24 protein-coding genes are annotated in these 23442 nt (G+C 72.0%); 4 read left to right on the forward strand and 20 right to left on the reverse strand.

Annotation, left to right across the window (positions count from 1 at the left end; all coding sequences use genetic code 11):
* From ACTOWL_RS32490 to ACTOWL_RS32520, 7 genes are all read right to left on the reverse strand, one after another.
* Positions 1-363, reverse strand: a 363-nt coding sequence (locus ACTOWL_RS32490; protein ID WP_441325439.1) for a hypothetical protein, incomplete at its 3' end; no start/stop codon positions are given.
* A complete protein-coding gene (locus tag ACTOWL_RS32495; protein WP_441325440.1) occupies positions 347-1216 on the reverse strand; it encodes a PulJ/GspJ family protein in 870 nt (289 codons plus the stop codon). The genes ACTOWL_RS32495 and ACTOWL_RS32490, both read right to left, overlap by 17 nt.
* Positions 1213-1605 (reverse strand): type II secretion system protein, encoded by a 393-nt coding sequence (locus tag ACTOWL_RS32500; RefSeq protein ID WP_441325441.1) that lies wholly within the window; start codon positions 1603-1605, stop codon positions 1213-1215. Before ACTOWL_RS32500 ends, ACTOWL_RS32495 begins: the two co-directional genes overlap by 4 nt.
* Positions 1595-2086, reverse strand: coding sequence for a GspH/FimT family pseudopilin (locus ACTOWL_RS32505; RefSeq protein WP_441325442.1), 492 nt, complete (start codon positions 2084-2086; stop codon positions 1595-1597). Before ACTOWL_RS32505 ends, ACTOWL_RS32500 begins: the two co-directional genes overlap by 11 nt.
* Positions 2061-2507 (reverse strand): type II secretion system major pseudopilin GspG, encoded by a 447-nt coding sequence (gene gspG, locus ACTOWL_RS32510; protein WP_441325443.1) that lies wholly within the window; start codon positions 2505-2507, stop codon positions 2061-2063. Before gspG ends, ACTOWL_RS32505 begins: the two co-directional genes overlap by 26 nt.
* Before the next feature lie 6 nt (positions 2508-2513).
* On the reverse strand, positions 2514-3734 hold the full coding sequence (locus ACTOWL_RS32515) for a type II secretion system F family protein (protein WP_441325444.1): 1221 nt from the start codon (positions 3732-3734) through the stop codon (positions 2514-2516).
* 4 nt (positions 3735-3738) lie between these two features.
* A complete protein-coding gene (locus tag ACTOWL_RS32520; RefSeq protein ID WP_441325445.1) occupies positions 3739-5424 on the reverse strand; it encodes a GspE/PulE family protein in 1686 nt (561 codons plus the stop codon).
* Positions 5425-5782: 358 nt separating this feature from the next.
* On the opposite strand from ACTOWL_RS32520, the gene gspD reads away from it, so the two are divergent.
* Together gspD and ACTOWL_RS32530 are read left to right on the forward strand one after the other, a co-directional pair.
* Entirely contained in the window at positions 5783-7984 is a 2202-nt protein-coding gene (gene gspD / locus ACTOWL_RS32525; protein WP_441325446.1) for a type II secretion system secretin GspD, read from the forward strand.
* A 10-nt stretch (positions 7985-7994) separates the two neighbouring features.
* The gene (locus ACTOWL_RS32530) at positions 7995-8729 is read left to right on the forward strand and encodes a prepilin peptidase (RefSeq protein WP_441325447.1); all 735 of its coding nucleotides are present in this window, start codon (positions 7995-7997) and stop codon (positions 8727-8729) included.
* Here ACTOWL_RS32530 and ACTOWL_RS32535 read toward each other — a convergent pair.
* From ACTOWL_RS32535 to ACTOWL_RS32580, 10 genes are all read right to left on the reverse strand, one after another.
* Positions 8726-10312 (reverse strand): copper resistance CopC/CopD family protein, encoded by a 1587-nt coding sequence (locus ACTOWL_RS32535; protein WP_441325448.1) that lies wholly within the window; start codon positions 10310-10312, stop codon positions 8726-8728. The two genes, ACTOWL_RS32530 and ACTOWL_RS32535, sit on opposite strands and share 4 nt — an antisense overlap.
* A 158-nt stretch (positions 10313-10470) precedes the next feature.
* Entirely contained in the window at positions 10471-10986 is a 516-nt protein-coding gene (locus tag ACTOWL_RS32540) for a YcnI family copper-binding membrane protein (protein ID WP_441325449.1), read from the reverse strand.
* A gap of 52 nt (positions 10987-11038) precedes the next feature.
* Positions 11039-11653 (reverse strand): SCO family protein, encoded by a 615-nt coding sequence (locus ACTOWL_RS32545; protein WP_441325450.1) that lies wholly within the window; start codon positions 11651-11653, stop codon positions 11039-11041.
* Between the two features lies 1 nt (position 11654).
* On the reverse strand, positions 11655-12140 hold the full coding sequence (locus ACTOWL_RS32550; RefSeq protein ID WP_441325451.1) for a copper chaperone PCu(A)C: 486 nt from the start codon (positions 12138-12140) through the stop codon (positions 11655-11657).
* Positions 12141-12234: 94 nt separating this feature from the next.
* Entirely contained in the window at positions 12235-12609 is a 375-nt protein-coding gene (locus ACTOWL_RS32555) for a DUF2946 family protein (RefSeq protein WP_441325452.1), read from the reverse strand.
* 107 nt (positions 12610-12716) lie between these two features.
* Complete coding sequence (locus ACTOWL_RS32560) at positions 12717-13481, reverse strand: aldolase/citrate lyase family protein (protein WP_441325453.1); 765 nt, start codon at positions 13479-13481, stop codon at positions 12717-12719.
* Positions 13482-13502: 21 nt separating this feature from the next.
* Positions 13503-14300 carry a DUF1835 domain-containing protein gene (locus ACTOWL_RS32565; RefSeq protein WP_441325454.1) on the reverse strand — a complete coding sequence of 266 codons (798 nt, stop codon included), beginning with the start codon at positions 14298-14300 and terminating at the stop codon, positions 13503-13505.
* A gap of 57 nt (positions 14301-14357) precedes the next feature.
* Entirely contained in the window at positions 14358-15827 is a 1470-nt protein-coding gene (locus ACTOWL_RS32570) for a DHA2 family efflux MFS transporter permease subunit (RefSeq protein ID WP_441325455.1), read from the reverse strand.
* Between the two features lie 153 nt (positions 15828-15980).
* Positions 15981-16565 (reverse strand): glutathione binding-like protein, encoded by a 585-nt coding sequence (locus ACTOWL_RS32575; protein WP_441325456.1) that lies wholly within the window; start codon positions 16563-16565, stop codon positions 15981-15983.
* Positions 16566-16578: 13 nt separating this feature from the next.
* Complete coding sequence (locus ACTOWL_RS32580) at positions 16579-17049, reverse strand: SRPBCC family protein (RefSeq protein WP_441325457.1); 471 nt, start codon at positions 17047-17049, stop codon at positions 16579-16581.
* A gap of 159 nt (positions 17050-17208) precedes the next feature.
* On the opposite strand from ACTOWL_RS32580, the gene ACTOWL_RS32585 reads away from it, so the two are divergent.
* Positions 17209-19767, forward strand: a complete 2559-nt coding sequence (locus ACTOWL_RS32585; protein ID WP_441325458.1) for a Tex family protein — start codon at positions 17209-17211, stop codon at positions 19765-19767.
* A 206-nt stretch (positions 19768-19973) separates the two neighbouring features.
* Positions 19974-20738: a hypothetical protein gene (locus tag ACTOWL_RS32590; protein WP_441325459.1), complete on the forward strand. Its 765-nt coding sequence runs from the start codon at positions 19974-19976 to the stop codon at positions 20736-20738.
* 267 nt (positions 20739-21005) lie between these two features.
* Here ACTOWL_RS32590 and fabF read toward each other — a convergent pair whose 3' ends face one another.
* From fabF to ACTOWL_RS32605, 3 genes are read right to left on the reverse strand one after another with little or no spacing between them, the layout of a single operon-like run.
* Positions 21006-22274 (reverse strand): beta-ketoacyl-ACP synthase II, encoded by a 1269-nt coding sequence (gene fabF / locus ACTOWL_RS32595; protein ID WP_441325460.1) that lies wholly within the window; start codon positions 22272-22274, stop codon positions 21006-21008.
* A gap of 12 nt (positions 22275-22286) precedes the next feature.
* The gene (locus ACTOWL_RS32600) at positions 22287-22826 is read right to left on the reverse strand and encodes a winged helix-turn-helix transcriptional regulator (protein WP_441325461.1); all 540 of its coding nucleotides are present in this window, start codon (positions 22824-22826) and stop codon (positions 22287-22289) included.
* Positions 22827-22881: 55 nt separating this feature from the next.
* On the reverse strand, positions 22882-23439 hold the full coding sequence (locus ACTOWL_RS32605; RefSeq protein WP_441325462.1) for a DUF2889 domain-containing protein: 558 nt from the start codon (positions 23437-23439) through the stop codon (positions 22882-22884).
* Positions 23440-23442 lie beyond the last annotated feature (3 nt).

Consider the following 23442-nt stretch of genomic DNA (forward strand, 5'->3'; position numbering starts at 1 on the left):
GGTTTCCTCATCGGCCGGGTTCAGGTCGACCCGGCCGGCCTCGTCGCGGTTGCGCACGACAATGCGGTCGTCGCCGAGCTCGGCGGGGTAGGGGGTGCCGTCGGCGCGCCAGCCGCGGTCGTCGTCGGCGGTGCCCAGCCCCAGCACCGCCAACTCGACACCGCCGCGCAGCAGCGCCCGCAGGCGGATCTCCTCGGCGCCGTTGGCAGCGACCCGGGCCTCGGTGCGGCTGCTCAGGCTGAAGCCGATGGTCAGCATCGCCAGCATCACCAGCGTCCACAGCACCACCACCAGGGCGATGCCGCGCTCGCCGTGGCGCGGGCCGCGGGGCGCGGCGGGGCGGGGGTCAGCCGGCCTTGGCATCGCGCTGCACCGACAGGCTGCAGAAGCCGTCCGCGCCCGCGGCGGGCGGGGCGGCGGAAGCATCGCCGGAGGACTCGGCCGCGGCCTGCATGCCCTCCTGCGGCTGGGGCGGGGGTTGCTGCCGTCGCGGCGGCTGGCCGGCCTGCGGCCCCGACGGCGCATTCTGTTCCGCCGGTGCGTCCGGCTGCTGCGCGCCGTTCGTCGCCGTGATGGTGCGGACGCAGGCGGGCTCGAGGTCGACCGGCAGCGGCACCACGATGTCGGGCCACACCGCCAGCCCCTCGGCGTCGCGGCTGCGCAGGCGGACCAGCTGCGGCGGCGCTTCGCGGTCCGGCCAGGGCGAGACCCAGCGCGGCCGCTGTTCGCCGGGCACCGTGCCGAAATAGTCGAAGCGGTACGCGACGGGCCCGCGGCTCAGGATCAGGTCGTCGGTCGGCTTGGCGTCGGCGAAGCTGGCGAGCCGCGGGTCGAAGCGGGCGCGGGAATAGCGCAGGGTCGACTGGCCGGGCTGCACATCGACGTAGAAGAACGTGATCGCCAGGCCGGGATCGCCGGGGAAGCCGGGATCGGCCACCACCAGCCCGACCCGGTCGGCGTCGCCGCGGAAGGTGGCGGCGGGCTTGGCGCCGGGCTGGGCCTGCCAGGTCAGGCGCCGGGCGGCGGCCGCCTCGCGCCGCAGCGTCGACTGCACCAGGGCGATGGTCTCCGACGCCTCGGCCGCCCGGGCGCCGCGGTCCCAGCCGGCGGTGACGAAGCGCAGGCCCCCGGTCAGCAGCACCATGATCAGCGCCAGCACCACCATGGCGATGATGGTCTCGAGCAGGGTGAAGCCGCGCTGGTCAGGGGCGCTCATTGCACCACCACCAGCGCCAGGGTGGTCATCTCGAAGCGCGGGCCGGAGCGGGCCTCGACGGCGATGCGCAGCCGGGCTAGCCGGGCTTGGCGCGCGCCCACGGTCACCGTCTGGCGCGGCGCCTGGTCCCAGCCGTCGGCGACGATCCGCCAGCGATAGCCGTCATCGGTCTCGCCGGACAGGGTGCCGCCCATCCGCAGCGGTGTCGGCAGGGTGTCCAGCTGCGCCGCCAGCCCCTCGGCGACGATGCCGGCGCGCTGCAGCCCGTCGGCGCGGGCCAGGCCGGTCAGCCCGGTGCCGAAGATGCGGAAGATCACGGTCAGGATCAGCCCCAGGATGGTCAGGGCGACCACCACCTCGATCAGGGTGAAGCCGCGCTCACGTTTCATCGCCGGGCTCCACGATGCGGACCCGGCCGGTCAGCCAGTTGACCTCGACCTGGTAGGCGCGGCCCTGGCCGGCCAGGCGGATGGTGCCGCCGGTCGACCGGCCGTCCGGCAGGAAGCGGATGCCCGGCCGGCCGTCGCGGTCGGCGGCGATCTCGGCGCTGGTGACGTCGACCGCGATGCCGTCGGCGATGCGGTGGCGCAGCGGCGCCGCGACCGGGCCGAAGCTGCGGCCCACGGGGTCGATCACCACGCCCTGCGGCCCGTCGCGCAGGATGGCGTCGCTGCGCGCCTGGCGCAGCTCCGACGCCAACGTCGCCACCGTGCGCTTCAGCTGGGCCTGGGCCGACCCGCGCGCCAGCATCGGCGGCACCAGCGCCGCCACGACGCCGAGGATGACCAGGACCACCAGCAGCTCCAGCAGGGTGAAGCCGCGGCTGCCCTGACCATGGGCGCGATCACCAGCTGGTGATGTCGGCGTCATCGCTGCTGCCGCCCTCCCGCTTGTCGGCACCCAGGGAATACAGGTCGAAGGCCCCGTGCTGCCCCGGCGCCCGGTAGTTGTAGGCGCTGCCCCACGGATCGTCCGGCAGCGCGTTGCTGCGCAGATAGGGGCCGTTCCAGCCGCGCACCCCGCCCGGGTTGGCCATCAGCGCCTTCAGCCCCTGGGCCGTGGTCGGATAGCCGCCGACATCGATGGCGTAGAGATCAAGGGCGGATTTGAAGTTCTCGATCTGCAGCCGCGCCGAATCCGCCCGGGCGCCGCCGAGATAGGACAAGATTCTCGGCCCCACCAGCCCGGCCAGCAGGCCGAGGATGACGAGCACGACCAGCAGCTCGATCAGGGTGAAGCCGGCCTGGCGGCTGCGGCGGATAGCGGGCGTGTGGTTCGGAATCTCGGGCATGGTCTCTCAGAAGGCGAGGTCGTTGATGCTGATGACGGCCAGCAGGATGGACATGACGATGCCGCCCACCGCCAGGCCGAGGATGATGATCAGGGCCGGCTCGACCAGCGTGACCAGCCGCTTGATCGCGGCCTCCAGCTTGCGCTCATAGGCCTCGGCGACATGCGCCGAGGTCATGTCGATCCGCCCCGTCTCCTCGCCGACCCGCAGCATCTGCACGGCGAGCGGCGGGAAGATGCCGATCTCGGCCAGCGGGTCGGCCAGCCCCCGCCCTTGTCGCACGCCGGTGATGACAGTCTCCATCGCGGCGCTGACGGCGGTGTTCGAGACCACGTCGCGCGACAGGGCGATGGCCGAGGGCAGGTCGACGCCATTGCCGACCAGGGTCGACAGGGTGCGGCAGAATCGCGCGGTCGCCAGGGTGCGCACCAGGGGGCCGATCAGCGGCAGGCGCAGCATTGCACGGTCCCAGGCCAGGCGCGGGCCGGGCTGGGCCAGGATCCGGCGCACCACGATCACCGCGGCGACGATGCCGAGGCCGACCATCCAGCCGTAGTCCTGGCAGAAGCGGCCGATGGCGATGACGATGGCGGTCGGCGTCGGCAGCGCCGCCCCGGCATCCTTGAAGATGGTCTCGAACTGCGGCACCACGAAGGTCAGCAGCAGGAACACCGACGACAGCGAGACGACGATCAGGATGGCCGGGTACAGCATGGCCGAGACCACCATCTCACGGGTCTTCTCGCCGCGCTCGCGCAGCTCGGCCAGCCGCTCCAGCACCACGTCGAGCGTGCCGGAGCTCTCGCCGGCGCGGACCATGTTGACGTAGAGCCGCGGGAACACCGGCCCCTGCTCCTCCAGCGCCGTGCTCAGGCTGGCGCCGGCCCGCACCCGCGCCAGCACCTGGGCGGACAGGCCGGGGACCGGGCCGCTGCCGGTGGACAGCGTCACCAGCGCCTGCTCCAGCGGCTGGCCGGCGGCCACCAGGATGGCCAGCTCGCGCGTCATCGTCGTGATGTCGCCGGGCTTCGGTCCGCGGCGGCGCCCCAGGCCGCCGGCCGCGGCGCTGCTGCGGCCGGCGGCCTGGGCCCGCACCGGCGCCACGCTCAGCGGCAGGATGCCGGTCGCCTCCAGCTTCGCCGTCAGGCCGGCCTCGTCCGCCGCCTCGGCCCGGCCCTCGACCACCGCGCCGCTGCCGTCGATCGCCTTGTATGCGAACACCGGCATCGCCTCACCACTCCTCGGTGACGCGGTGGACCTCGTCCAGCGTGGTCAGCCCGGCCAGGCATTTGTGCAGCCCGTCCTCATACATCGTGACCATGCCGGCCCGCCGCGCCGCCTGGGTCAGGGCGGCGGTGGAGATGCGGTCGCGCAGCAGGTCGCGGATCTCGTCGTCCGGGACGAAATACTCGAAGATGCCGATCCGGCTGGTGTAGCCCAGGTCGTCGCAGGCGCTGCAACCGACCGCCTCGTACAGCTGCGGCGTCCCCGCCGCCAGCGGCCGGGCGGCGGCGGCGCGCTCCACCAGCCCGGCCGGGGTGTCGACCGGGCGGCGGCAGTCCGGGCACAGCCGCCGCACCAGGCGCTGGCCGATCACCCCGGCGATGGTCGAGGTCAGCAGATAGCCGTCGACATGCATGTCGAGCAGCCGGTTGATCGACCCGGTGGCGCTGTTGGTGTGCAGGGTCGACAGCACCAGGTGCCCGGTCAGCGCGGCGTGCACGGCGATGTTCGCGGTCTCGCCGTCGCGGATCTCGCCGACCATGATCACGTCCGGATCGTGGCGCATGCAGGACCGCAGCACCCGGGCGAAGTCGAGGCCGATCTGGGGGCGGACGTTGATCTGGTTGACGCCCTTGATCTGGTATTCGACCGGGTCCTCGACGGTCAGGATCTTGCGGCTCGGCTGATTGAGGATGCGCAGCGCGCCGTACAGGGTCGTGGTCTTGCCGCTGCCGGTCGGGCCGGTGACCAGCAGGATGCCGTGCGGCCGGGCCAGCTGCTTCAGCAGCGTCGCCTCGACCTCCGGCGCGAAGCCGATCGCGGACAGCTCGATGTCCATGCCTGCGGTGTCGAGCAGGCGGATGACGACGTTCTCGCCATGCAGAGTCGGTACGGTGGCGACGCGCATGTCCATGCTGCGGCCGCCGACCGTGAAGCGGGCGCGGCCGTCCTGCGGCAGCCGGCGCTCGGCGATGTCCAGCTTGGACAGGATCTTGATCCGGCTGATCAGCGCCGGGGCCAGCCGCACCGGCGGCGCCTTCATCTCGCGCAGCAGGCCGTGGATGCGGTAGCGGACCTTCACCTCGTCGCGGTAGCACTCGACATGGATGTCCGAGGCGTGCATCCGGATCGCGTCGCTGAAGATCTGGTTGACCAGGCGGATGACCGGCGCCTCCTGCGCCAGGTCGCGCAGATGCTGCACATCGGGGTCGCCGGCCGCCTCCTCGGTCTCGGCCCCGATGTCATCGACGATCCGCTCGACCGCGCTGCGGCCGCTGTCGAAATAGCGGGCGAAGGCGTCGTCCAGATCCTCGGTGGCGGCGACGCAGGGGCGGACTGGCCGGCGCGTCGCCAGTTCCACCGCCTGCCGGGCATAGGCGTCGCCCGGGTCGGCCATGGCCAGGACCACGCCGTCCTCGGCCTCGGCCAGCGGCAGGACCCGGCTCTCGCGCAGGAAGCGGGGCGACAGCCTGCCGTCGAACAGCGGCGCCGGCGGGAAGGCGTCGCGGCCGACCAGCGGCACGCCGTGCTGCAGCGACAGGGCCATCGCCTGGTCGCGGCCGGACACCAGCCCCAGCTTCGACAGCAGCGCCGGCACGCCGTCGCCCGAATTCTCCTGCAGGCGCGACACGCGCGCCCGGTCCTCAGGGCCCAGCTTCCCGAGCTCGACGAGAATATCCAGGAGCGGTTTCACATTGCCCTTCCGGTGCCGGTCCCCTTAGCGGCCCGCCGCGCATCCATCATCGCCGGGCGGCGGGCGAGCGGCAATCTCGGCCGTGCTGGGATTGCGGTCAAACGAAATGTTTTTGTCTTATCAAAGGGTTGGTTGCTCGATTTCAATAAAACTTAACACGAATGCAACAATTTAGGCCCGAATCGAGGCCGATTGCTCTTGGCTCTTGTGGAGCGGGGTCCGGTCGGTTATGGCTCGGCGTCGCAGCCGGGGGATGGCTTCAGTGGCTTTCAGGGCGTTTTCCTTCAGAATCCTAGGGGTTCCGCTGCTGCTCGCGCTGGTTTCGTGCGGTCAGCAGAAGCCGGACCAGGCGCCCTCGATGTTCGATGACCTGGCCAACCGGTCCCTCTCGGCGCCCGCCGACGCCCGCTCCCGCTCGAATGTCGTCTCCTCGACCGGCCGCAACCAGCCGGTGCGCCAGGCCCAGGTCTATCCCGGCATCGACGCGGTGCCGGGCGAGCCGGCGGCGATGGGCGCGCCGATCCAGGCGCAGCCCGGCGGATACCAGGTCAACTTCAACAACGCCGACCTGGCCCAGGTGGTGCAGGCGGTGCTGGGCGACCTGCTGCACCAGCCCTACACCATCGACCCGCGGGTCACCGGCACGGTGACGCTGTCGACCCAGGGGCCGATCAAGCCCGACGACCTGGTGGCGATGCTGGAGACGGTGCTGCGCGCCACCGGCGCGGCGCTGGTGCAGGACGCCCGGGCGGGGTACCGCATCGTGCCGCTGGGCGAGGCGGTGTCCGGCCGCACCGTGCTGCAGCTCGGCACCGACCCGAAGCCGCTGCCGGCCGGCTACGGCATCACCATCATCCCGCTGCGCAACGTCTCGGCCGAGACCATCGGCCCGCTGATCGCGCCGGCGACCAATCCGGAGCTGGTGCGGGTCGACCCGACCCGCAACCTGGTGCTGATCTCCGGCACCAGCGCCGACCGGGCGGCGCTGGGCGCCACCGTGCAGTCCTTCGATGTCGACTGGCTGCGCGGCATGTCGTCCGGGATCTTCCCGCTGCAGCAGGCGCAGCCCGAGGCGGTGATCAAGGAGCTGAGCGCGGTGTTCGGCGGCGCGCCCGACCGCGGCCCGCTGAAGGGGCTGATCAACTTCATGCCGGTGGAGCGGCTCAACGCCGTGCTGGTGATTTCGTCCCGCGTCGACAAGCTGAACGAGGCCGGGCGCTGGATCCGGCGGCTGGACCAGGGCGATTCCGACGAGGAGCGGGTCTACGTCTACATGGTGCAGAACGGCACCGCGGCGAACATGGCGCGGGTGCTGGGCCAGGCCTTCGGCAAGGTCGACGAGAGCGGGGCCTCGCCGTTCGACGACGAGCTCGGCTCGGACGTCGCCCGCGGCCTCGGCCTCAACAACAGCAGCAGCGGCGGGACCAACCAGTCCGGTGCCGCCGGCAGCGGCACCACGGGGACGACCGGCAACACCGATCAGACCGCGCAGCAGGGCACCGGCACCACGTCGCAATTCGCGCCGATCGACTTCAACGCCCAGCAGAAGGAAGGCGACGCCTCGATCCTGGGCCTCGCCGGCGCCCAGGCCGGCAAGGCGGCGGTGTTCAAGCTCGACAAGCTGGGCGAGGTCCGGGTGGTGCCGGACCGGGACAAGAACGCGCTCCTGATCCGGGCCCGGCCGGCGGCGTTCCGGCTGATCGAATCGGCGCTGCGCGCGATCGACGCCAGCCCGCTGCAGGTGGTGATCGAGGCGACGATCGCCGAGGTGACGTTGAACGACCGGCTGCAATACGGCGTCCAGTACTACCTCGAAACCGGCTTCGGCTCTGCCGGCTTCACCGTCCGAGACGCCGGCAGCACGCCGTCTGGAACACTCGGTACCCCGATACCGCAGGCCAGCTCCGGCCTCAATCTGGCGGTCTCCAGCGGCGGTGCCCGGGTCGTCCTCAACGCGCTGTCCTCGATCACCAACGTCAAGGTGGTCTCGGCCCCGACCCTGGCGGTGCTGAACAACCAGACCGCGCGGCTACAGGTCGGCAACCAGGTGCCGGTGCGGACGCAGCAGAGCCAGTCGACCGACAACACCGACTCGCCGGTGATCAGCAACATCGAATACAAGGACACCGGCGTGATCCTGAAGGTGACGCCGCGGATCAACTCCAACAACGACGTCAGCATGGACGTGCAGCAGGAGGTGTCGAGCATCGTCAACGACGCCGCCTCGACCCAGGCCGACGCGCTGGCGCCGACGATCTCGACCCGCCGCATCGGCTCGATCGTCTCGGTCGCCAACGGCCAGACCGTGGTGCTGGGCGGGCTGATCCAGGAGAACCAGCAGAACGGGCGCAGCGGCGTGCCGGTGCTGCAGGACATCCCGCTGATCGGCAACCTGTTCTCCTCTACCAACAACAGCCGCGACCGGACCGAGCTGGTCGTCTTCATCACCCCGCGGGTGATCCGAAATGCCGCCGACGCCCAGGCGATCGCGGAGGAGCTGCGCTCGCGCATGCAGGCGCTGCGGCCGCGTACGGCGGGTGGGCGGCCGCGCCCGCTGTGACCATAGCGGCGTGACCCCGATCCAGATCGGGCTGGTCGCCGTCTCGCCGATCGTCGGCAGCTTCCTCGCCGCCGCGGCGCATCGCCTGCCGGACGACGTCCGCGGCCTGCTGGTCGGCCGCTCCCGCTGCGACCATTGCCTGCAGCCGCTGGCGCTGCGCGACCTGGTGCCGGTGCTCAGCTGGATCGCTCTTCGTGGCCGCTGCCGCACTTGCGGCGGCAGGATCGATCCGGCGCATCCGGTGATCGAGCTGGCGGCGATCGGCATCGCCCTGCTGGCGCTGGCCGGCGACGCGGCCCTGATGCCCGGCACCTGCCTGCTCGGGTGGGGATTGCTGCTGCTCGGCGCCATCGACCGCCGCATCGGGCTGCTGCCGGACATGCTGACCCTGCCGCTGGTCCTGGCCGGGCTCATGGCGGCACTGTTCGAGCCGGGCGGCCCGTCGCTGCCGGACCGGGCGATCGGTGCCGCCGTCGGCTACATGCTCTTCGCCGGCCTCGCCTTCGCCTATCGCCGGCTGCGCGGCCGCGACGGGCTCGGCCTCGGCGACGCCAAGCTGCTGGCGGCCGGCGGCGCCTGGCTCGGCTGGCAGGCGCTGCCCTGGGTGGTCCTGGTCGGCGCCGGCGCGGCGCTGGTGGTCACCCTCGCCTCGGCCCGCGGACAGCTGTCGCGGCACACCGCCATCGCCTTCGGCCCCTGGCTCGCCCTCGGCATCTGGGTGATGCGGCTGATCGGGCCGGCCTAAGGCCGGATGTCGATCACGTCCTCCAGCCTGGCGATCTCGAAATCCGAGATCAGCACGTCGATCCGCGCGGTCCAGCGGCCGGGCACCGGGATGATCAGCCCATCGACCCGCCAGCTGCCGTCGCCGGCCTTGGCCGCCTTGCGCCGGATCGGCTCGATCCCGGCGCCGGGGTTGGACAGCACCAGCGTCACCTCCTTCGCGTCCAGCGGTCCGAAATCGCCGGTCATCACCACGATCGAAGCGGTGACCGGGCCGGCCCGGCCGGGGGTGACGGTCAGGTCGGCCATCGCCGGCGCGGTGTGGATGTGGATCGCGGCCGGCCGGGCCTCGGCCTCCGCCAGCGCACGCGGCGGCGGGGTGAAGCGCCAGGTCGCGGCCGCGGCGAAGATCGCCAGCACCAGCGCCGTCTCGATCGCGACCGAGCGGGTCAGCTGCCGCACGGCCCGGCCGTCGCCGGCTTCAGCCGGTGCGGTCAGGCGCCAGCGGTTCAGCGCGGCCAGGCCGAACAGCACCACCAGCAGCGTCAGCTTGACCAGGAAGACGCAGCCATAGGCGGTGGTCCACAGCGCCGAGACATGGCCGAGCTGGACCACGGCCAGCAGGATGCCGGCCACCGCCAGCGGCAGGACGGCGACGGGGATCAGGGCGGAGAAGCGGCGCAGCGCCGCCGTGGCGTCCGGCCCGCCGGCGCGGAGATGCAGCCCCAGCGGCAGCAGTGCCCCGGCCCAGACGGCGATGCCGATGGCGTGCAGGAAGACCGCCGGCCGGGTCAGGAGCTGCGGCGCGGCGGCGCTGGCATGGCCGCTGGCGGCCAGCGCCGTCCCGGTCGCGGCCAGGGCCAGCAGGGCGGTCGCCGCCGCGAGCCGGCCGCGCCGCAGCGCCAGCGCTGCCAAGCCGACCGCCATGGCCAGGACCGCCAGGGCGGCGGTGGTGCCGTAGCTGGTGCCCCAGCCGGTGGCCCAGGCGATGGGCTGGCCGAACCCCGCCAGCGGCATCTCCAGCGCGTCCAGCCCCTGCAGCCCGACCGAGATCGCCGCCGCCGCCAGCCCCATCACCATCAGCGCGGCAGCTGTGCGGGCGGCGGCGCGCGGCAGGGGGGCGATCGCGGCACGGAATGCCACCGCGCCGATTCCGAGGAACAGCGCGGCGTAGAGGGCGATCCGGACCAGCCAGATCGCGGCCTGCACCGGCCGGTCGGCGGTGTCCGCCGCCTCGGGCGGCGGGGTGCCCGGCGCACCGATCGAGAACACGACCGAGCCACCGACCGGGTGCCCGTCCTCCGAGATCACGCGCCAGCTCAGCACATGGGTGCCGGGGCCGAGGCCGGGCGGCGCCGCGATCACGAGGGTCGCATCCTCCAGCCGGGCGTCGCCCAGCGTCACGGCGCTGCCGTCGGGCCGGATCAGCCGCAGCACCAGGGGCGACACCGGCTCGTTGAAGCTCAGGCGGAAGCCGTCGGGTGCCGTTCCCAGCACCGCATTCTCCGCCGGCTCGGCCCGCACCAGCGACGCATGCGCCAGCGCCGCCTGCGGAGCGAGGAGAAGGGTGAGCAGGAGCACCAGCCAGGCGACATAGCGCTCCAATTGCCTCTCCCGCGGGGCGGGAGAGGTCGGGCTCGCACAGCGAGACCGGGTGAGGGCCGGCACAGGCGGTGGGAAAGCGCCCTCACCCGGAGCCGCTGGCGCGGCTCCGGCCTCTCCCGCAAGCGGGAGAGGCAACGCAATGGTCGGGTGAGACCCGGTCACTTCTTCGGCAGCAGCTTGAGGCCCGGCGCGGGGGTTTCGTAGTCGTCGGAATCCTTGCCCTCGGCCGGGATCTCGATCCAGCGGTCGGCCCCGGTCTCGCAGTCCTGGACCACCGGGAAGTACAGATGCGCCCCGGGCTTCAGCCCGGCGGTCAGGTACCCGCGGAAGACGAACTCGTCATAGAACTCGTCCGGCAGCCTGCCGCCGCTCCACACCACCTCCGTCACGCCTTCGCTGGTCGGCGTGCCGTAGTAATCGTAGGCGGCGGCGTATTTGCCCTTCACCGTCTCCAGCGTCCAGCCGGGCTTCGGCATCGGCTTGACCGCGATCACCCCCTCGGGGATCTGGACCCGGATCCTGACGGTGGGCGAGCCCTCGCAGCCGTGCGGCACGCGCAGCACCGCCTTGTAGGTGCCGCCGACCGGCGCCTCCTGCGTCTCCAGCGTGACATGGGCGAAGGCCGGGGCGGACACGGCCAGCAGGGCCATAGCGGGCAGGAAAGATTTCAGCATGATTATCTCCAGGTTGCCGGCTGGGCCGGCAATGGTTGAACGGGAAAAGGGACTAGGTGCCGCTGATCAGGCGGCGTAATGCGGCCAGCCGCTCCGGCTCGGGCGTGCCATAGGCGATGGTGTCGGTGAAGCGGCCCTCGGCGTCCATCAGGTACACCATGGCCGAATGGTCCATGGTGTAGTCGCCGTCGCCGGTCGGCACCTTGCGCCAGTACACCCGGTAGGATTTGGCCACGCCGGCGATCTCGTCCGGGCTGCCGGTCAGCCCGGTGATGCGGCGGTCGAAGGACTGCAGGTATTGCTGCAGCATCTCCGGCCGGTCGCGCTCCGGGTCGACGGTGACGAACAGCACGCGCAGCCGGTCGGCGTCGGGGCCCAGCGCCGCCAGCGCCTGCGACAACTCCCACAGCGTGGTCGGGCAGACCTCCGGGCAATGGGTGAAGCCGAAGAACACGGCGAAGGGCCGGCCCTTCAGCTCGGCGTCGCTCAGGGTCGCCCCAGTCTGGTCGATCAGCCGGAACGGGCCGCCCGGCAGCGTGCCGGACATCACCGGGCGGGTCGACGGGTCCCTCGATGGGTCCTTGGAATAGACCAGCAGGAAGCCGGCGCCTCCCACCAGGATGGCGGCGATGGCCAGCAGCACTGGCACCAGGATACGGGCGCGCATCTCAATGCGCCGCCCCGGTCGAGCCGATCGGCTGGACATCGAAGGTGACCGGGACGGTGCCCGCCTTCTCGAACGTCATCGTGCCGGCGAAGCTCTCGCCCGCCTTCAGCGGCCGCTTCAGCTCCATCAACATCAGGTGGTAGCCGCCGGGCGCCAGGGCGGCGGTGCCGTCGGCCGGGACGGGCACGCCGCCCTCGACCGGCCGCATGGTCATGATGCCGTCCTTGAGGCCCATCTGGTGGATCTCGACCCGGCCGGCGACCTCGGCGGTGGCCGAGACCAGCCGGTCCGGCTCGGACCCGTCGTTGCGGATCTCGGCATAGCCGCCGCCGACCTTCGCGGCCGGGGGCGTGGCCCGGACCCAGGGGTGGATCACCTCGATCGGGCCGGATTTGAACTCATGGGCTGCCGCCGGGCCGATGGCCAACAGGGCCAGGGCGGCGGCGAAAGCGGCACGACGCAGGCGCGTCATCGCGGACAGGGACATGGGATCTGCTCCAGGCTTGGCCGGGCGGCGCGTCTCTGGCGCCAGGCTCCGGCCGTGAACCGACAGGGCCCCGCCGGCGGCGGGCCTGGCTGGATCAGGCCTGGGCGGGAGGGGCTCTCGGATTGGCCGGCGAGCGCTGCGGCGCGGCCGAGGCCGGTGCGACGGGCAAGGGCGCGGGCTCGGTCGGGCCGGCCAGATGCGGCACCAGCAGCACCGCGACGAAGGTCGGCACCGGGGCGCCGCTGAACATGCTGCAGCCGGTGGTGCAGCAGTCGGGCAGATGCGGATGGCCGGCCGGCTGGTCCGGCAGGATAGGGCCGGACCCGTCATCGGTGCGGCAAAGGGCGGAGAGCGGGTCGAGGGGCGCGGCGCTGGCGCCGATGGCGAGGCCGCCGAGGATGGCCTGGACGAACAGCAGATAGGCCGCGCCAAGCGCGACCCATGATGCCCGTCTCCGTGCCGACCTCATGCCCACGTGCCAGTGCTCCCCCTTCGTCCCGGCCGGGATATCACGGCCGCGGCCGGGCGCAAACCCGGCCGGTCTGCGACATGGTGCCCGCGATCAGCCCTATCCTGTCACCCCTTGAAGCTGCGGGCGAGCGCGTCGGCGTTGCGCGCCAGCAAGCCGAGATCGGTGCCGACGGCGACGAAGCGGTAGCCCCAGTCGATGTAGCGCCGGGCCTCGGCCTCGACCGAGGTGAGAATTCCGGCCGGCTTGCCGATCGCGGTCAGGCGCCGCACCGCGTCCTCGATCGCGGCCTGCACCTCCGGGTGCTGGGAGTTGCCGATATGGCCCAGCGAGGCCGACAGGTCGGACGGGCCGATGAACACGCCGTCGACGCCGTCGACCGACGCGATCTCCTCGATCCGCGCCAGCGCCTCGCCGGTCTCGACCTGCAGCAGCACGCAGATCTCGGCATCGGCCTTCTTCAGGTAGTCCGTGACCCGGCCGTAATGGCTGCCGCGGCCGCTGGTGGTGATGCCGCGGATGCCGGCCGGCGGATAGCGGCAGGCGGCCACGGCGCGGCGCGCCTCCTCGGCGGTCTGGACGAAGGGGATCAGCAGCGCCTGGGCGCCGATGTCGAGGATGCGCTTGATCAGCACCGGGTCGTTCCAGGCCGGCCGCACGATGCCCGTTGCCGTGCCGCGTGCTGCCGCCTGCAGCTGCGACAGCAGGCCCGGCAGCTCGTTCGGCGAATGCTCGGTGTCGAACAGGATCCAATCGAAGCCGCTGTCGGCGACGATCTCGGCGACGATGTTGCTGCACAGGCTGCTCCACAGCCCGATCTGGGTCTGCCCGGCGGCCAGCGCCGCCTTGAACCGGTTGCGGTCGAGTTCCATCCGTCGTCCTTCCGTCGTCGATCAGGCCGCCCGCCGCGCCTCGCAGCGGCGAATCGCCGTGATGTCGCCCCGGATCTCCGCCCGGCCCTGCGCCGCCAGCTGGCGCAGCCGCCAGAAGCAGAAGGCGTCGGTGGCGAAGAAGCCGGTTATCATGCCCATCGGCTGGCCGATCAGGCGGCCTGCCGGCCGCCAGTCGGGGCCGAGCGCCGCCAGGATCTCGCCGTCATGCGCGTCGATCGGGTGGGTGGTGATGACGCCGTCCCGATGGTGGCGCAGCCCGCCGCCTTCGGCGCGGAGCCGCTCCCACTCCATGGCCAGCCGGGCCCGCCGTTCGGGTGCGACTGGCCGGGCCGTGACGGCGGCGATGTCCTCGGGCGGCAGCATCGCCACCGCGGTCATGTCGCGGCGCTTGGCGCCGGGCAGCAGCTCCGGGCCGACCGTCACCTCCTCGACCGACGCCGCGGCGTCGCGCAGCGCCCACAGCGTCCGGCGCAGCATCAGCTGCTCGGCGGCGCCGGTGCCGTGCCAGATCACGATCCTCTCCGCCGCGACTGGCAGTCGCCGCAGCGCCGCCGCCTCGGCCGCCAGCTGCTCGACCAGCGCCCCGCCGGTCTCGATCGCCGCGCGATCCTCCTCGGCCAGCAGCGCATGCCAGAAGGCGGCGCGGGAATCGGGCCGATCGCTGTCGACATCGCCGAGCGGCCCGACCGCCAGGTCGTCGCGCAGGATCAACACCGCCGGCTCGGGCAGGTCGAGCCCTTCGCGGATCACTTCGGCGGCGCTGTCGCCGCAGCACAGATGCAGCACGGGAACGACCATCGCGACTCCCTCCGGATCGCGACTATAGCAACCCGATCGCGGCAGGACAGTGCGGCGCTACGACGTCACCGACTCGGCCTCGCCCGAGGGCTCTGCGGCGGCGGGCGGCGGACGCAGCAGCGTCGCGCCCAGCAGCGCCGCCAGGGCGGCGAAGCAGGCCCCGGCCAGGAACGCGGCCTGGTAGCCGCCGACCAGCGCGACCGGCTGGGCGGCGCCCTCGGCCAGCAGCCCGGCGGTGCGCGACGCCGCCAGGCTGGCCAGGATCGCCAGGCCCAGGCCCCCGCCCATCATGAAGGCGGTGTTGACCATGCCGGAGGCGAGGCCGGATTCGGTCGGCGCCACCTCGCTCATCGCCGCCAGCAGCACCGGGTTCAGCGCCATGCCGGCGCCGAGGCCGAGCAGCAGCATGCCGGGCAGCACATGCAGGGTGAAGCGACCGTCCACCGGGGCCCAGGCGAACAGCGCCAGCCCGGCCGCCAGCAGCAGCAGCCCGACCGCGATCGGCAGGCGGATGCCGAAGCGCATCACCAGCTTCGCCGACAGGCCGAGCGAGAAGGCCGCCATGATCAGGTTGGCCGGCAGGAAGGCGAGGCCGACCTCCATCGGGCCATAGCCCAGCACCTGCTGCATGTAGAGGGCGGACAGGAAGAACCAGGCGAACATGGCCGCGGCCCACAGCGTGCCGATGACGTTGGCGACGGCGACGCTGCGCAGCCGGAACAGGCCGAGCGGCATCAGCGGGGATGCCACCCGGGTCTCGATCACCAGGAAGACCGCCAGCAGCACCACAGCACTGCCGAGCAGCCCGAGGGTGCGGGCGGAGGTCCAGCCCACTTCGTTGCCGTTGACGATGGCATAGACGGCCAGCATCAGCGCCGCGGTCACGGTCACCGCCCCGGCGACATCGAGGTGCCGGGCCGCCTCGTTGCGGCCGCCGGCCGGCAGCAGCGCCAGCGACAGGGCGAAGACCGCGATGCCGATCGGCAGGTTGACCAGGAAGATCCAGTGCCAGCTCAGCGCGCCGGTCAGAAGCCCGCCCATCAGCACCCCGACGCTGCCGCCGCCGGCTGCGACGAAGCCGTAGACGCCCATCGCCTTGGCCCGGTCCGCCGGCTCCGTGAACAGGTCCATGATCAGCGACAGGGCGACGGCGGAGACGACGGCGCCGCCCAGCCCCTGCACTGCCCGGGCGGCGACCAGGACGCCCCGGCTGCCGGACAGGCCGCAGGCCAGAGACGCCAGGGTGAACAGGGCGAGGCCGATCAGGAACAGCCGGCGGTGGCCGAACAGGTCGCCCAGCCTTCCGCCCAGCAGCAGGAAGCCGCCGAAGGTCAGCATGTAGCCGTTCACCACCCAGGCGAGGGTCGATTCGGTGAAGCCGAGATCCGCCTTGATCGACGGCAGCGCCACGTTCACCACGGTCGTGTCCAGCACGATCATCAGCACGCCGAGGCACAGCACGCTCAGCGCCAGCCAGCGTCCGTTCCGGGGCGCTGCCGCACGAGATTCGGCAGGGCGGTCCGTCATGGCGTTCTCCCTTTCGCTGTGCCGTGCGATCGGCTGATCGGCCTTGGGGACGCAGCCATCGACACCGGGCCGCCGGATCGGCGGTCCCGTTTCTTAACTCATGGGTTTAGTATAGCGCCGCGGCAGGCCGGGGCAAGACCCCGTCACCCGGCGTCAGATCAGGCCCTCGTGCCGCAGCGCCAGCTGCACCGCCGGCCTTGCCTCCACCCGGTCGAAATAGGCCGGCAGCGGGTCCGGCAGCGGCAGCTTCAGCGCCTGGGCCCAGCGCAGCATGACGTAGAGATAGGCGTCGGCGACGCTCATCTCCCGGCCGAACAGATAGTCGCCGGACAGCCTCTCGGCGATATAGGCGAAGCGCTGCGCCGCCACCTCGTCGACGACCTGCTTCTCCTGGTCGCTGGTCGGGAAGATCGACCGGATCAGCAGCTTGTGCAGCTCGGCGCCGATGAAGCTCAGCATCTCGGCCAGCCGGACCCGCCCCAGCTCGCCGCCGGGCGCCAGCCGCGGGTCGCGCTCGGCCACCCAGGTCAGGATCGCGGCGTTCTCGGTCAGCACGGTACCGTCGTCCAGCACCAGCGCGGGGATGTAGCCCTTCGGGTTGACCCGGGTGAAGTCGTCACCCGATTCGGTGCGCCGGGTCGGGATGTCGACCTTGATCCGGTCGAACTCCAGCCCGGCCTCGTGCAGGGCGATGTGGTCGGCCAGGCTGCAGGCGCCGGGGGCGAGGTAAAGCTTCATGGCAAGGGCCTCCTCAATGTGCTGCCCGGCGCCGCAGCAGGGCGTCGAGCTTGTCCAGGATCTCGCGCCAGCCGGCCTCGCGGAATTGCGGCTGGTCGCCGCCGTCGAGAAAGGCCGCCTGCTCGGTGAAGACCAGCCGGGTGCCGGCCCCGTCCGGCAGCAGTTCGACCGTGCTCAGTGAGGCCGAGATCCGGGTCTCGCCACGATCCATGGTGTAGCTGAACACGATGCGCCGGTCCGGCACGATGTCGGCGTAGCGGGTCTCGTTGCGGTAGACCGGGTCGCCGGCCGGGCCGAAGCGGCTGGTCTCGATGCCACCGATGCGGAAGTCGAATCGCGGCTCCACCAGCGCCCAGCCCTCGCCGGGCGCGCCCCAGACCAGGCGGGCGGCGGGATCGGCCCAGGCCGCGAACACCCGGGACGGCGGCGCGTCGTAGCGGCGCTCGATGGTGAAGCTGCCGTGCTGCACGGATCGTTCGCTCATGCGTTTTCTCCCGGCGCAGTCTTGTTGCTTAAGTGATGGCTTCAGTATCATGGGGACCGGGCGGAGGCAAGGCGACCGCCGGCGGTTTTGACCTGGACCGTCGCGGCGGGGTAGAAGCAGCCCCTTCCGGTTCCTCATCACAACATGTCCGGTCGTTCGATGATCTCCATCAGCCAGCGCATCGCCGACGAGCTCTCCGTGCGCGAGGCCCAGGTCGCGGCCACGGTCGAACTGCTCGACGGCGGCGCGACCGTCCCCTTCGTCGCCCGCTACCGCAAGGAAGCGACGGGCGGGCTGGACGATATCCAGCTGCGCACGCTGGATGAGCGGCTGCGCTATCTGCGCGAGCTGGAGGAGCGGCGGAAGACGATCCTCGACAGCATCGCCGAGCAGGGCAAGCTGGACGACGCGCTGCGCGCGCAGATCGAGGCGGCCGAGACCAAGGCCCGGCTCGAGGACATCTACCTGCCCTACAAGCCGAAGCGCCGGACCAAGGCAATGATCGCCCGCGAAGCAGGGCTGGAGCCGCTGGCCGACGGCCTGCTGGGCGACCCCGAGCGCGATCCGCAGGAGGCGGCGGCCGCCTTCGTCGACGCCGAGAAGGGCGTGGCCGACGCGGCCGCGGCGCTGGACGGCGCCCGCTCGATCCTGGTCGAGCGCTTCGGCGAGGATGCCGACCTGATCGGCGCCCTGCGCGAGGAGGCGTGGACCCGCGGCCGGCTGCTGTCCAAGGTGCGCGAGGGCAAGCAGCAGGCGGGCGCCAAGTTCTCCGACTATTTCGACTATGCCGAGAAGCTGACCAAGCTGCCCTCGCACCGCATCCTGGCCCTGTTCCGGGGCGAGAAGGAGGAGGTGCTGTCGCTGACCCTCGAGCCGGAGGAAGTGCCCGACTCGGCGGACCGCAAGACCCCTGGCCTGTACGAACAGCGCATTGCCAACCGCTTCGGCGTTGTCGACCAGGGCCGGCCGGGCGATGCCTGGCTGGGCGAGACGGTGCGCTGGGCCTGGCGCACCAAGATCCTGGTGCATCTCGACATCGACCTCCGGCTGCGCCTGTGGCAGGCGGCGGAGGAGGAGGCGGTCAAGGTCTTCGCCGGCAACCTGCGCGACCTGCTGCTGGCGGCGCCGGCCGGCACCCGCGCCACCATGGGGCTCGACCCCGGCTTCCGCACCGGGGTGAAGGTCGCCGTGGTCGACGCCACCGGCAAGGTCGTCGCCACCACCGCGATCTTCCCGCATGAGCCGCAGAAGCGCTGGGACGATTCGATCGCCACCCTGGCCACCCTGGCCCAGGCGCATGGCGTCGACCTGGTCGCCATCGGCAACGGCACGGCGTCGCGCGAGACCGACAAGTTGGCCGCCGAGCTGATGAAGCGGCACCCGGAGCTGACGCTGACCAAGGCGGTGGTGTCGGAGGCCGGAGCCTCGGTCTACTCCGCCTCGGCCTTCGCCTCGCAGGAGTTGCCGGAGCTCGACGTGACGCTGCGCGGCGCGGTGTCGATCGCGCGCCGGCTGCAGGACCCGCTGGCCGAGCTGGTGAAGATCGACCCGAAATCGATCGGCGTCGGCCAGTACCAGCACGACCTCAGCGGGACCAGGCTGTCGCGCTCGCTCGACGCCGTGGTCGAGGATTGCGTGAACGCGGTCGGGGTCGACCTCAACACCGCCTCGGCGCCGCTCTTGGCCCGGGTCTCCGGCGTCGGCGAGGGCCTGGCCCAGAACATCGTGCAGCACCGCGACGCCAACGGCCCGTTCCGAATCCGCGCGGCGCTGAAGGACGTGCCGCGGCTCGGGCCCAAGGCGTTCGAGCAATGCGCCGGCTTCCTGCGCATCCCGAACGGCGACGACCCGCTCGACGCCTCCGGCGTGCACCCGGAGGCCTATCCGGTGGTGCGCCGGATCATCGAGGCCACCGGCGGTGAGATCAAGGCGCTGATCGGCGACACCACGGCCCTGCGCGGGCTGGAGCCGGAGCGCTTCACCGATGACAGCTTCGGCGTGCCGACGGTGACCGACATCCTGCGCGAGCTGGAGAAGCCGGGCCGCGACCCGCGCCCGGCCTTCAAGACCGCCACCTTCAAGGAGGGCGTCGAGAAGCTGAGCGACCTGCAGCCCGGCATGGTGCTGGAAGGCGTGGTCACCAACGTCGCGGCCTTCGGCGCCTTCGTCGACATCGGCGTGCACCAGGACGGTCTGGTGCACATCTCGGCGATGTCGAAGACCTTCGTGAAGGACCCGCGCACGGTGGCCAAGCCGGGCGACGTGGTGAAGGTCAAGGTGCTGGAGGTCGACCCGCAGCGCAAGCGCATCGGCCTGACCATGCGGCTCGACGACGACGGCCAGTCCCGCCCGCCGCGCCGCGAGGGCGGCGCCCCCGGCGCGCGGCCCGAGGGTCGAGCCGATGGCCGGCGGGACGAGCGGCCGCGGCCCCAGCAGCAAGGCCGGCCTGGGCAGCCGGGCCAGGGCGGCCAGAGTCAGGGCGGCCAGGGCCGCGGGGACCAGAGTCAGGGCGCGCAGAATCAGGGGGGGCAGGGCCGCGGCGGTCAGGGTCAGCAACGGCACGGCCGACCAAGCCAGGACTCGGGGTCGCAGCGTCCGCCTCAGGCGAAGCCGCAGCACCAGACCCAACAGAAGCCGCGTACCCCGGCGCCGGAGCCCGACGGTGCTATGGCCGAAGCCCTGCGCCGCGCCGGCCTGGTGGGCAGCAAGCGGAGCTAGGGGCATTCGGCGACCGCGCCGGTTCTCGCCTCTTCCTCAGGCGAGAATTTTTCAGAATCCCCGTCATCCCCGCGACAGGGGGGATCTCCCAACTCATTGACCGGAAAGAGATTTCCGCTTGCGCGGGAATGACGATCAAGAGTTTGGGCACTTGTTAACGCAATGTTCATTGCGTGACCGCTTGCACATCGTTCATGATATGTTCTATGAAGACCGCGCAGTCCGTTCCCACCCCGCAGCCGGCGATGCCGGGCCTCGACCCCGAGCGGGCCGAGCGGGCGGCGCGCATGCTCGACCGCTTCGCCGAGATGGCGATGGAGCAGGCCGAGGCGATGCATCAGGCTGTCCTGGCCGCGGCCAAAGCCGGTGACGCCGGCGGAGCCAAGGAGTTCAGCCTCGCCTTCGACCGCGTCGGCCGCAGCCTGCGCCGCGCCCTGGCGCTGCAGGTCCATCTCGCCCGGAAGGTCCGCGAGGCTGCCGACAAGGCCGCCGAGGCCAGTGCCCGGGTCGAGCTGAAGGAGCGCCGCCGGCGGCAGGTGGCGCGTGTCGTCACCAGCTCGATCACCACCGACCCCAATTTAGACGCCGGGGAGAGGCTGCTGGCCGCGACCGAGACCTGGGGGCGGCTGCTCGAGAAGGACGACATCGACGCCGCCCTCGCTCTGGCCGACCACCCGATCGAGGAGATCATCCTCCGGCTCTGCCGCGACATCGATGTCCAGCCCGAATTCATCCTGATGGCCGACCCGGACGCCAAGGCCCAGGCGCCGGCCAAGGACGACAGCGCGACCGACGAGCACGGGCTGCGCTTCTGGCCGCGCACCGGGCGCGACTACGCCCGCTACTCGCGCAAGCAATCCATCATGGGCGGCCCGTTCTATTGGTTCGACAACGACACCAGGACCCGCCACGACCGCCTGCCCTGGGAACCGGAGCCCAAGCCGGAGCCGGACGACGCCGACGACGCCTGAGCGCTGCCGGACATCGTCACTGCCATCTCTGCCGTTCACCGGCCCGCCCAGCCTTTCACTCTCCCCCTCCCCTTACGGGAGGGGGCAGGGGAGGGGACTCATTTTGCTTTCGTCCCGAGCGATCCGGCGGAGTTCTGAAAAGGTCCCGCAAGCGGGAGAGGCGATCTGTTCGTATGCCCGTCGCCCGATCCCGCCCACCGATATGTAGATGCCCAAGCGCAAGAGGTCGGGAGAATGAAACGGGAAGGGCTTCGTCAGGCGGTCGCGCTACCCTTGCCAGCGGCGGAACAGCACGCTGGCGTTGACGCCGCCGAAGCCGAAGCCGTTCGACAGGGCGTGCTCGATCCGGCCAGGCCGGGCCTCCAGCGCCACGAGGTCGATGCCGGGGGCGTCCGGGTCGGGGTTCTCCAGGTTCAGCGTCGGCGGCATGATCTGGTCGCGCAGCGCCAGCACAGTGAACACGGCCTCCAGCCCGCCGGCCGCACCCAGCAGGTGGCCGGTGGCGGATTTGGTGGCGCTGACCGCCACCGTCCCGCCGGTGCCGAACAGGGTCCGGATCGCCGCCATCTCGCCCTTGTCGCCGACCGGGGTGGAGGTGGCGTGGGCGTTCAGGTGCTGCACGTCGCCGGGCTCGATCCCGCCCTGCGCCAGCGCGATCTCCATCGCCCGGCGGGCGCCGTCGCCATCCTCCGGCCCGGCGGTCATGTGATAGGCGTCGGCGGTGGTGCCATAGCCGATCAGCTCCGCGATGGGCCGGGCGCCGCGGGCCAAAGCGTGGTCCAGTGCCTCGATCACCATCAGCCCGGCCCCCTCGCCCATGACGAAGCCGTCGCGGGCCTGGTCGAAGGGGCGGGAGGCGCGCTCCGGCGTCTCGGTGAAGCCGGTCGACAGGGCCCGGGCGGCGGCGAAGCCGCCCAGGCTGACCCGGTCGATGCAGGCCTCGGTGCCGCCGCACAGCGCCACGTCGACCTCGCCGGCGCGGATCATCCGGGCGGCGTCGCCGATGCCCTGCACCCCGGCGGCGCAGGCGGTCACCGGCGCGCCCAGCGGGCCCTTGAAGCCGTGGCGGATCGAGACTTGGCCGGCGGCCAGGTTGACCAGGAAGGCCGGCACGGTGAAGGGCGACAGCCGGCGCACGCCGCGCTGGTCGACCGTGCGCACCGCCTCGACGATCGAGGGGAAGCCGCCGACGCCCGACGCGATCACGGTGGCGGTGCGCTGCCGCGCCCGCTCATCCGTCGGCCGCCAGCCGGACTGGGCCACCGCCTCCTCCGCCGCCGCCATGGCGAACTGGATGAAGCGGTCCATCTTCTTCTGGTCCTTCGGCGGCACCGCCGCGTCTGGGTCGAAGCCGGCCTCGGGGTCCTCGGCGATCGACGGCACCACGCCGCCGACCTTGGCGGCGAGGTCCACCACCATCTCCTCCGGCAGGCGGCGCAGGCCGGACCGGCCGGCCAGCAGCCGGCGCCAGCTCGCCTCGACGCCATTGGCCAGGGGCGACACCGCGCCCATTCCGGTGACGACTATGCGGCGCATCTCAGTCTCTCCTCAGGCCGGGACGGCGGTGCCGTCGCGGCTGTTCCGGCGGGCCGCGCCGGCCCGGCGCTCCAGGATCCCGGCGAGCCGATCCCGGTAGGCGGGCCGGGCGTCGGGCCCCAGGCGGAACTCCGCCGTCTCCTGGGTGATCGGCGTGCCGCTGCGCCGGTCGATCAGGACCGGCTCCATCGGCTGGCCGTCGGCGCGGCCGGTCACCTGCACCAGCACCTTGCCGCCGGTGGCGTGCCGGCCGCCCCAGGCGCCCAGCGCCGCCAGCACCGGGAACACGTCCCGGCCGGCGGCGGTCAGCCGGTACTCATGGCGCAGCGGCCGCTGCGAATAGGCGTGGCGCTCCAGCAGGCCGGCCTCGGTCAGCCGCTTCAGCCGCCGCGCCAGCATGTTCGGGGCGATGCCCAGGCTGTGCTGGAACTCGTCGAAGCGGGTCAGGCCGATGAAGGCGTCGCGCAGGATCAGCAGGCTCCACCACTCCCCCAGCGCGTCGAGGGAGCGGGCGATCGGGCAATCCATGCCGGCGAAGCTGGTGCGCTGCATGGCGCCAGGGGTAGCGCAGTCGCTTGCATCATGCAAGCGATGCGAAACGGGCGGATCAGGCAGATCGTGCCGGCCCGGTATAGAAGTCCGGCCAGTGGCGGCGGGCATGATCGCCGTCGGCGGCGAAAACGTGGCAGCTGTCCAGCAGCACCGGCCGCTTCCCGGCCTCGGCCGCACGCTCGCGCGACAGGATCGGGAACACGGTCTGGAACGCCGTGGTCGCCATCGGCCCGAGCAGCTCGACCAGATGGGTGCAGCCCCTGGCGCCGCCCAGCCGCTCCTTCACCGCCAGGGTGAAGCCGGGGCGGATGCGCAGCCCCACCAGCGCCTGGAAGCTCGGCGTGATCTCCGGGCACAGGGCGTAAGGGCCGTGCTCGGTCGCCGCCTCGACCGCAACGATGGTCAGGCTGTCGTCGACGGTCAGCCGAAGCCGCATCTGGTGCAGCGGCTCGCCGGGCGTGATGGTGCCGCGGAACTCGTTGCGGAACTCGTAGTGCTTGGTGTCGACCAGATGGCCCTCGATGTCCCACAGCCCGTCGGCGCGGCGGAACCCGTCGCAGGTGACCCGGCGGGTGTGGATCGGCTCGCGCGCGGCGGGGGCGGAGAGGGGCATCGG

It is taken from the genome of Inquilinus sp. CA228, from assembly GCF_052078665.1.
GTDB lineage: Bacteria > Pseudomonadota > Alphaproteobacteria > DSM-16000 > Inquilinaceae > Inquilinus.

Coding starts and splice junctions, on each gene's coding strand:
- ACTOWL_RS32585 (WP_441325458.1), top strand. CDS start 17,209: ATGATCTCCATCAGCCAGCGCATCGCCGACGAGCTCTCCGTGCGCGAG.
- ACTOWL_RS32505 (WP_441325442.1), bottom strand. CDS start 2,086: ATGACGCCGACATCACCAGCTGGTGATCGCGCCCATGGTCAGGGCAGC.
- ACTOWL_RS32550 (WP_441325451.1), bottom strand. CDS start 12,140: ATGTCCCTGTCCGCGATGACGCGCCTGCGTCGTGCCGCTTTCGCCGCC.
- gspD (WP_441325446.1), top strand. CDS start 5,783: ATGTTCGATGACCTGGCCAACCGGTCCCTCTCGGCGCCCGCCGACGCC.
- ACTOWL_RS32500 (WP_441325441.1), bottom strand. CDS start 1,605: ATGAAACGTGAGCGCGGCTTCACCCTGATCGAGGTGGTGGTCGCCCTG.
- ACTOWL_RS32590 (WP_441325459.1), top strand. CDS start 19,974: ATGAAGACCGCGCAGTCCGTTCCCACCCCGCAGCCGGCGATGCCGGGC.
- ACTOWL_RS32495 (WP_441325440.1), bottom strand. CDS start 1,216: ATGAGCGCCCCTGACCAGCGCGGCTTCACCCTGCTCGAGACCATCATC.
- ACTOWL_RS32515 (WP_441325444.1), bottom strand. CDS start 3,734: ATGCCGGTGTTCGCATACAAGGCGATCGACGGCAGCGGCGCGGTGGTC.
- ACTOWL_RS32605 (WP_441325462.1), bottom strand. CDS start 23,439: ATGCCCCTCTCCGCCCCCGCCGCGCGCGAGCCGATCCACACCCGCCGG.
- gspG (WP_441325443.1), bottom strand. CDS start 2,507: ATGCCCGAGATTCCGAACCACACGCCCGCTATCCGCCGCAGCCGCCAG.
- ACTOWL_RS32570 (WP_441325455.1), bottom strand. CDS start 15,827: ATGACGGACCGCCCTGCCGAATCTCGTGCGGCAGCGCCCCGGAACGGA.
- ACTOWL_RS32560 (WP_441325453.1), bottom strand. CDS start 13,481: ATGGAACTCGACCGCAACCGGTTCAAGGCGGCGCTGGCCGCCGGGCAG.
- ACTOWL_RS32565 (WP_441325454.1), bottom strand. CDS start 14,300: ATGGTCGTTCCCGTGCTGCATCTGTGCTGCGGCGACAGCGCCGCCGAA.
- ACTOWL_RS32575 (WP_441325456.1), bottom strand. CDS start 16,565: ATGAAGCTTTACCTCGCCCCCGGCGCCTGCAGCCTGGCCGACCACATC.
- ACTOWL_RS32600 (WP_441325461.1), bottom strand. CDS start 22,826: ATGCAGCGCACCAGCTTCGCCGGCATGGATTGCCCGATCGCCCGCTCC.
- ACTOWL_RS32545 (WP_441325450.1), bottom strand. CDS start 11,653: ATGCGCGCCCGTATCCTGGTGCCAGTGCTGCTGGCCATCGCCGCCATC.
- ACTOWL_RS32555 (WP_441325452.1), bottom strand. CDS start 12,609: ATGAGGTCGGCACGGAGACGGGCATCATGGGTCGCGCTTGGCGCGGCC.
- ACTOWL_RS32580 (WP_441325457.1), bottom strand. CDS start 17,049: ATGAGCGAACGATCCGTGCAGCACGGCAGCTTCACCATCGAGCGCCGC.
- ACTOWL_RS32540 (WP_441325449.1), bottom strand. CDS start 10,986: ATGCTGAAATCTTTCCTGCCCGCTATGGCCCTGCTGGCCGTGTCCGCC.
- fabF (WP_441325460.1), bottom strand. CDS start 22,274: ATGCGCCGCATAGTCGTCACCGGAATGGGCGCGGTGTCGCCCCTGGCC.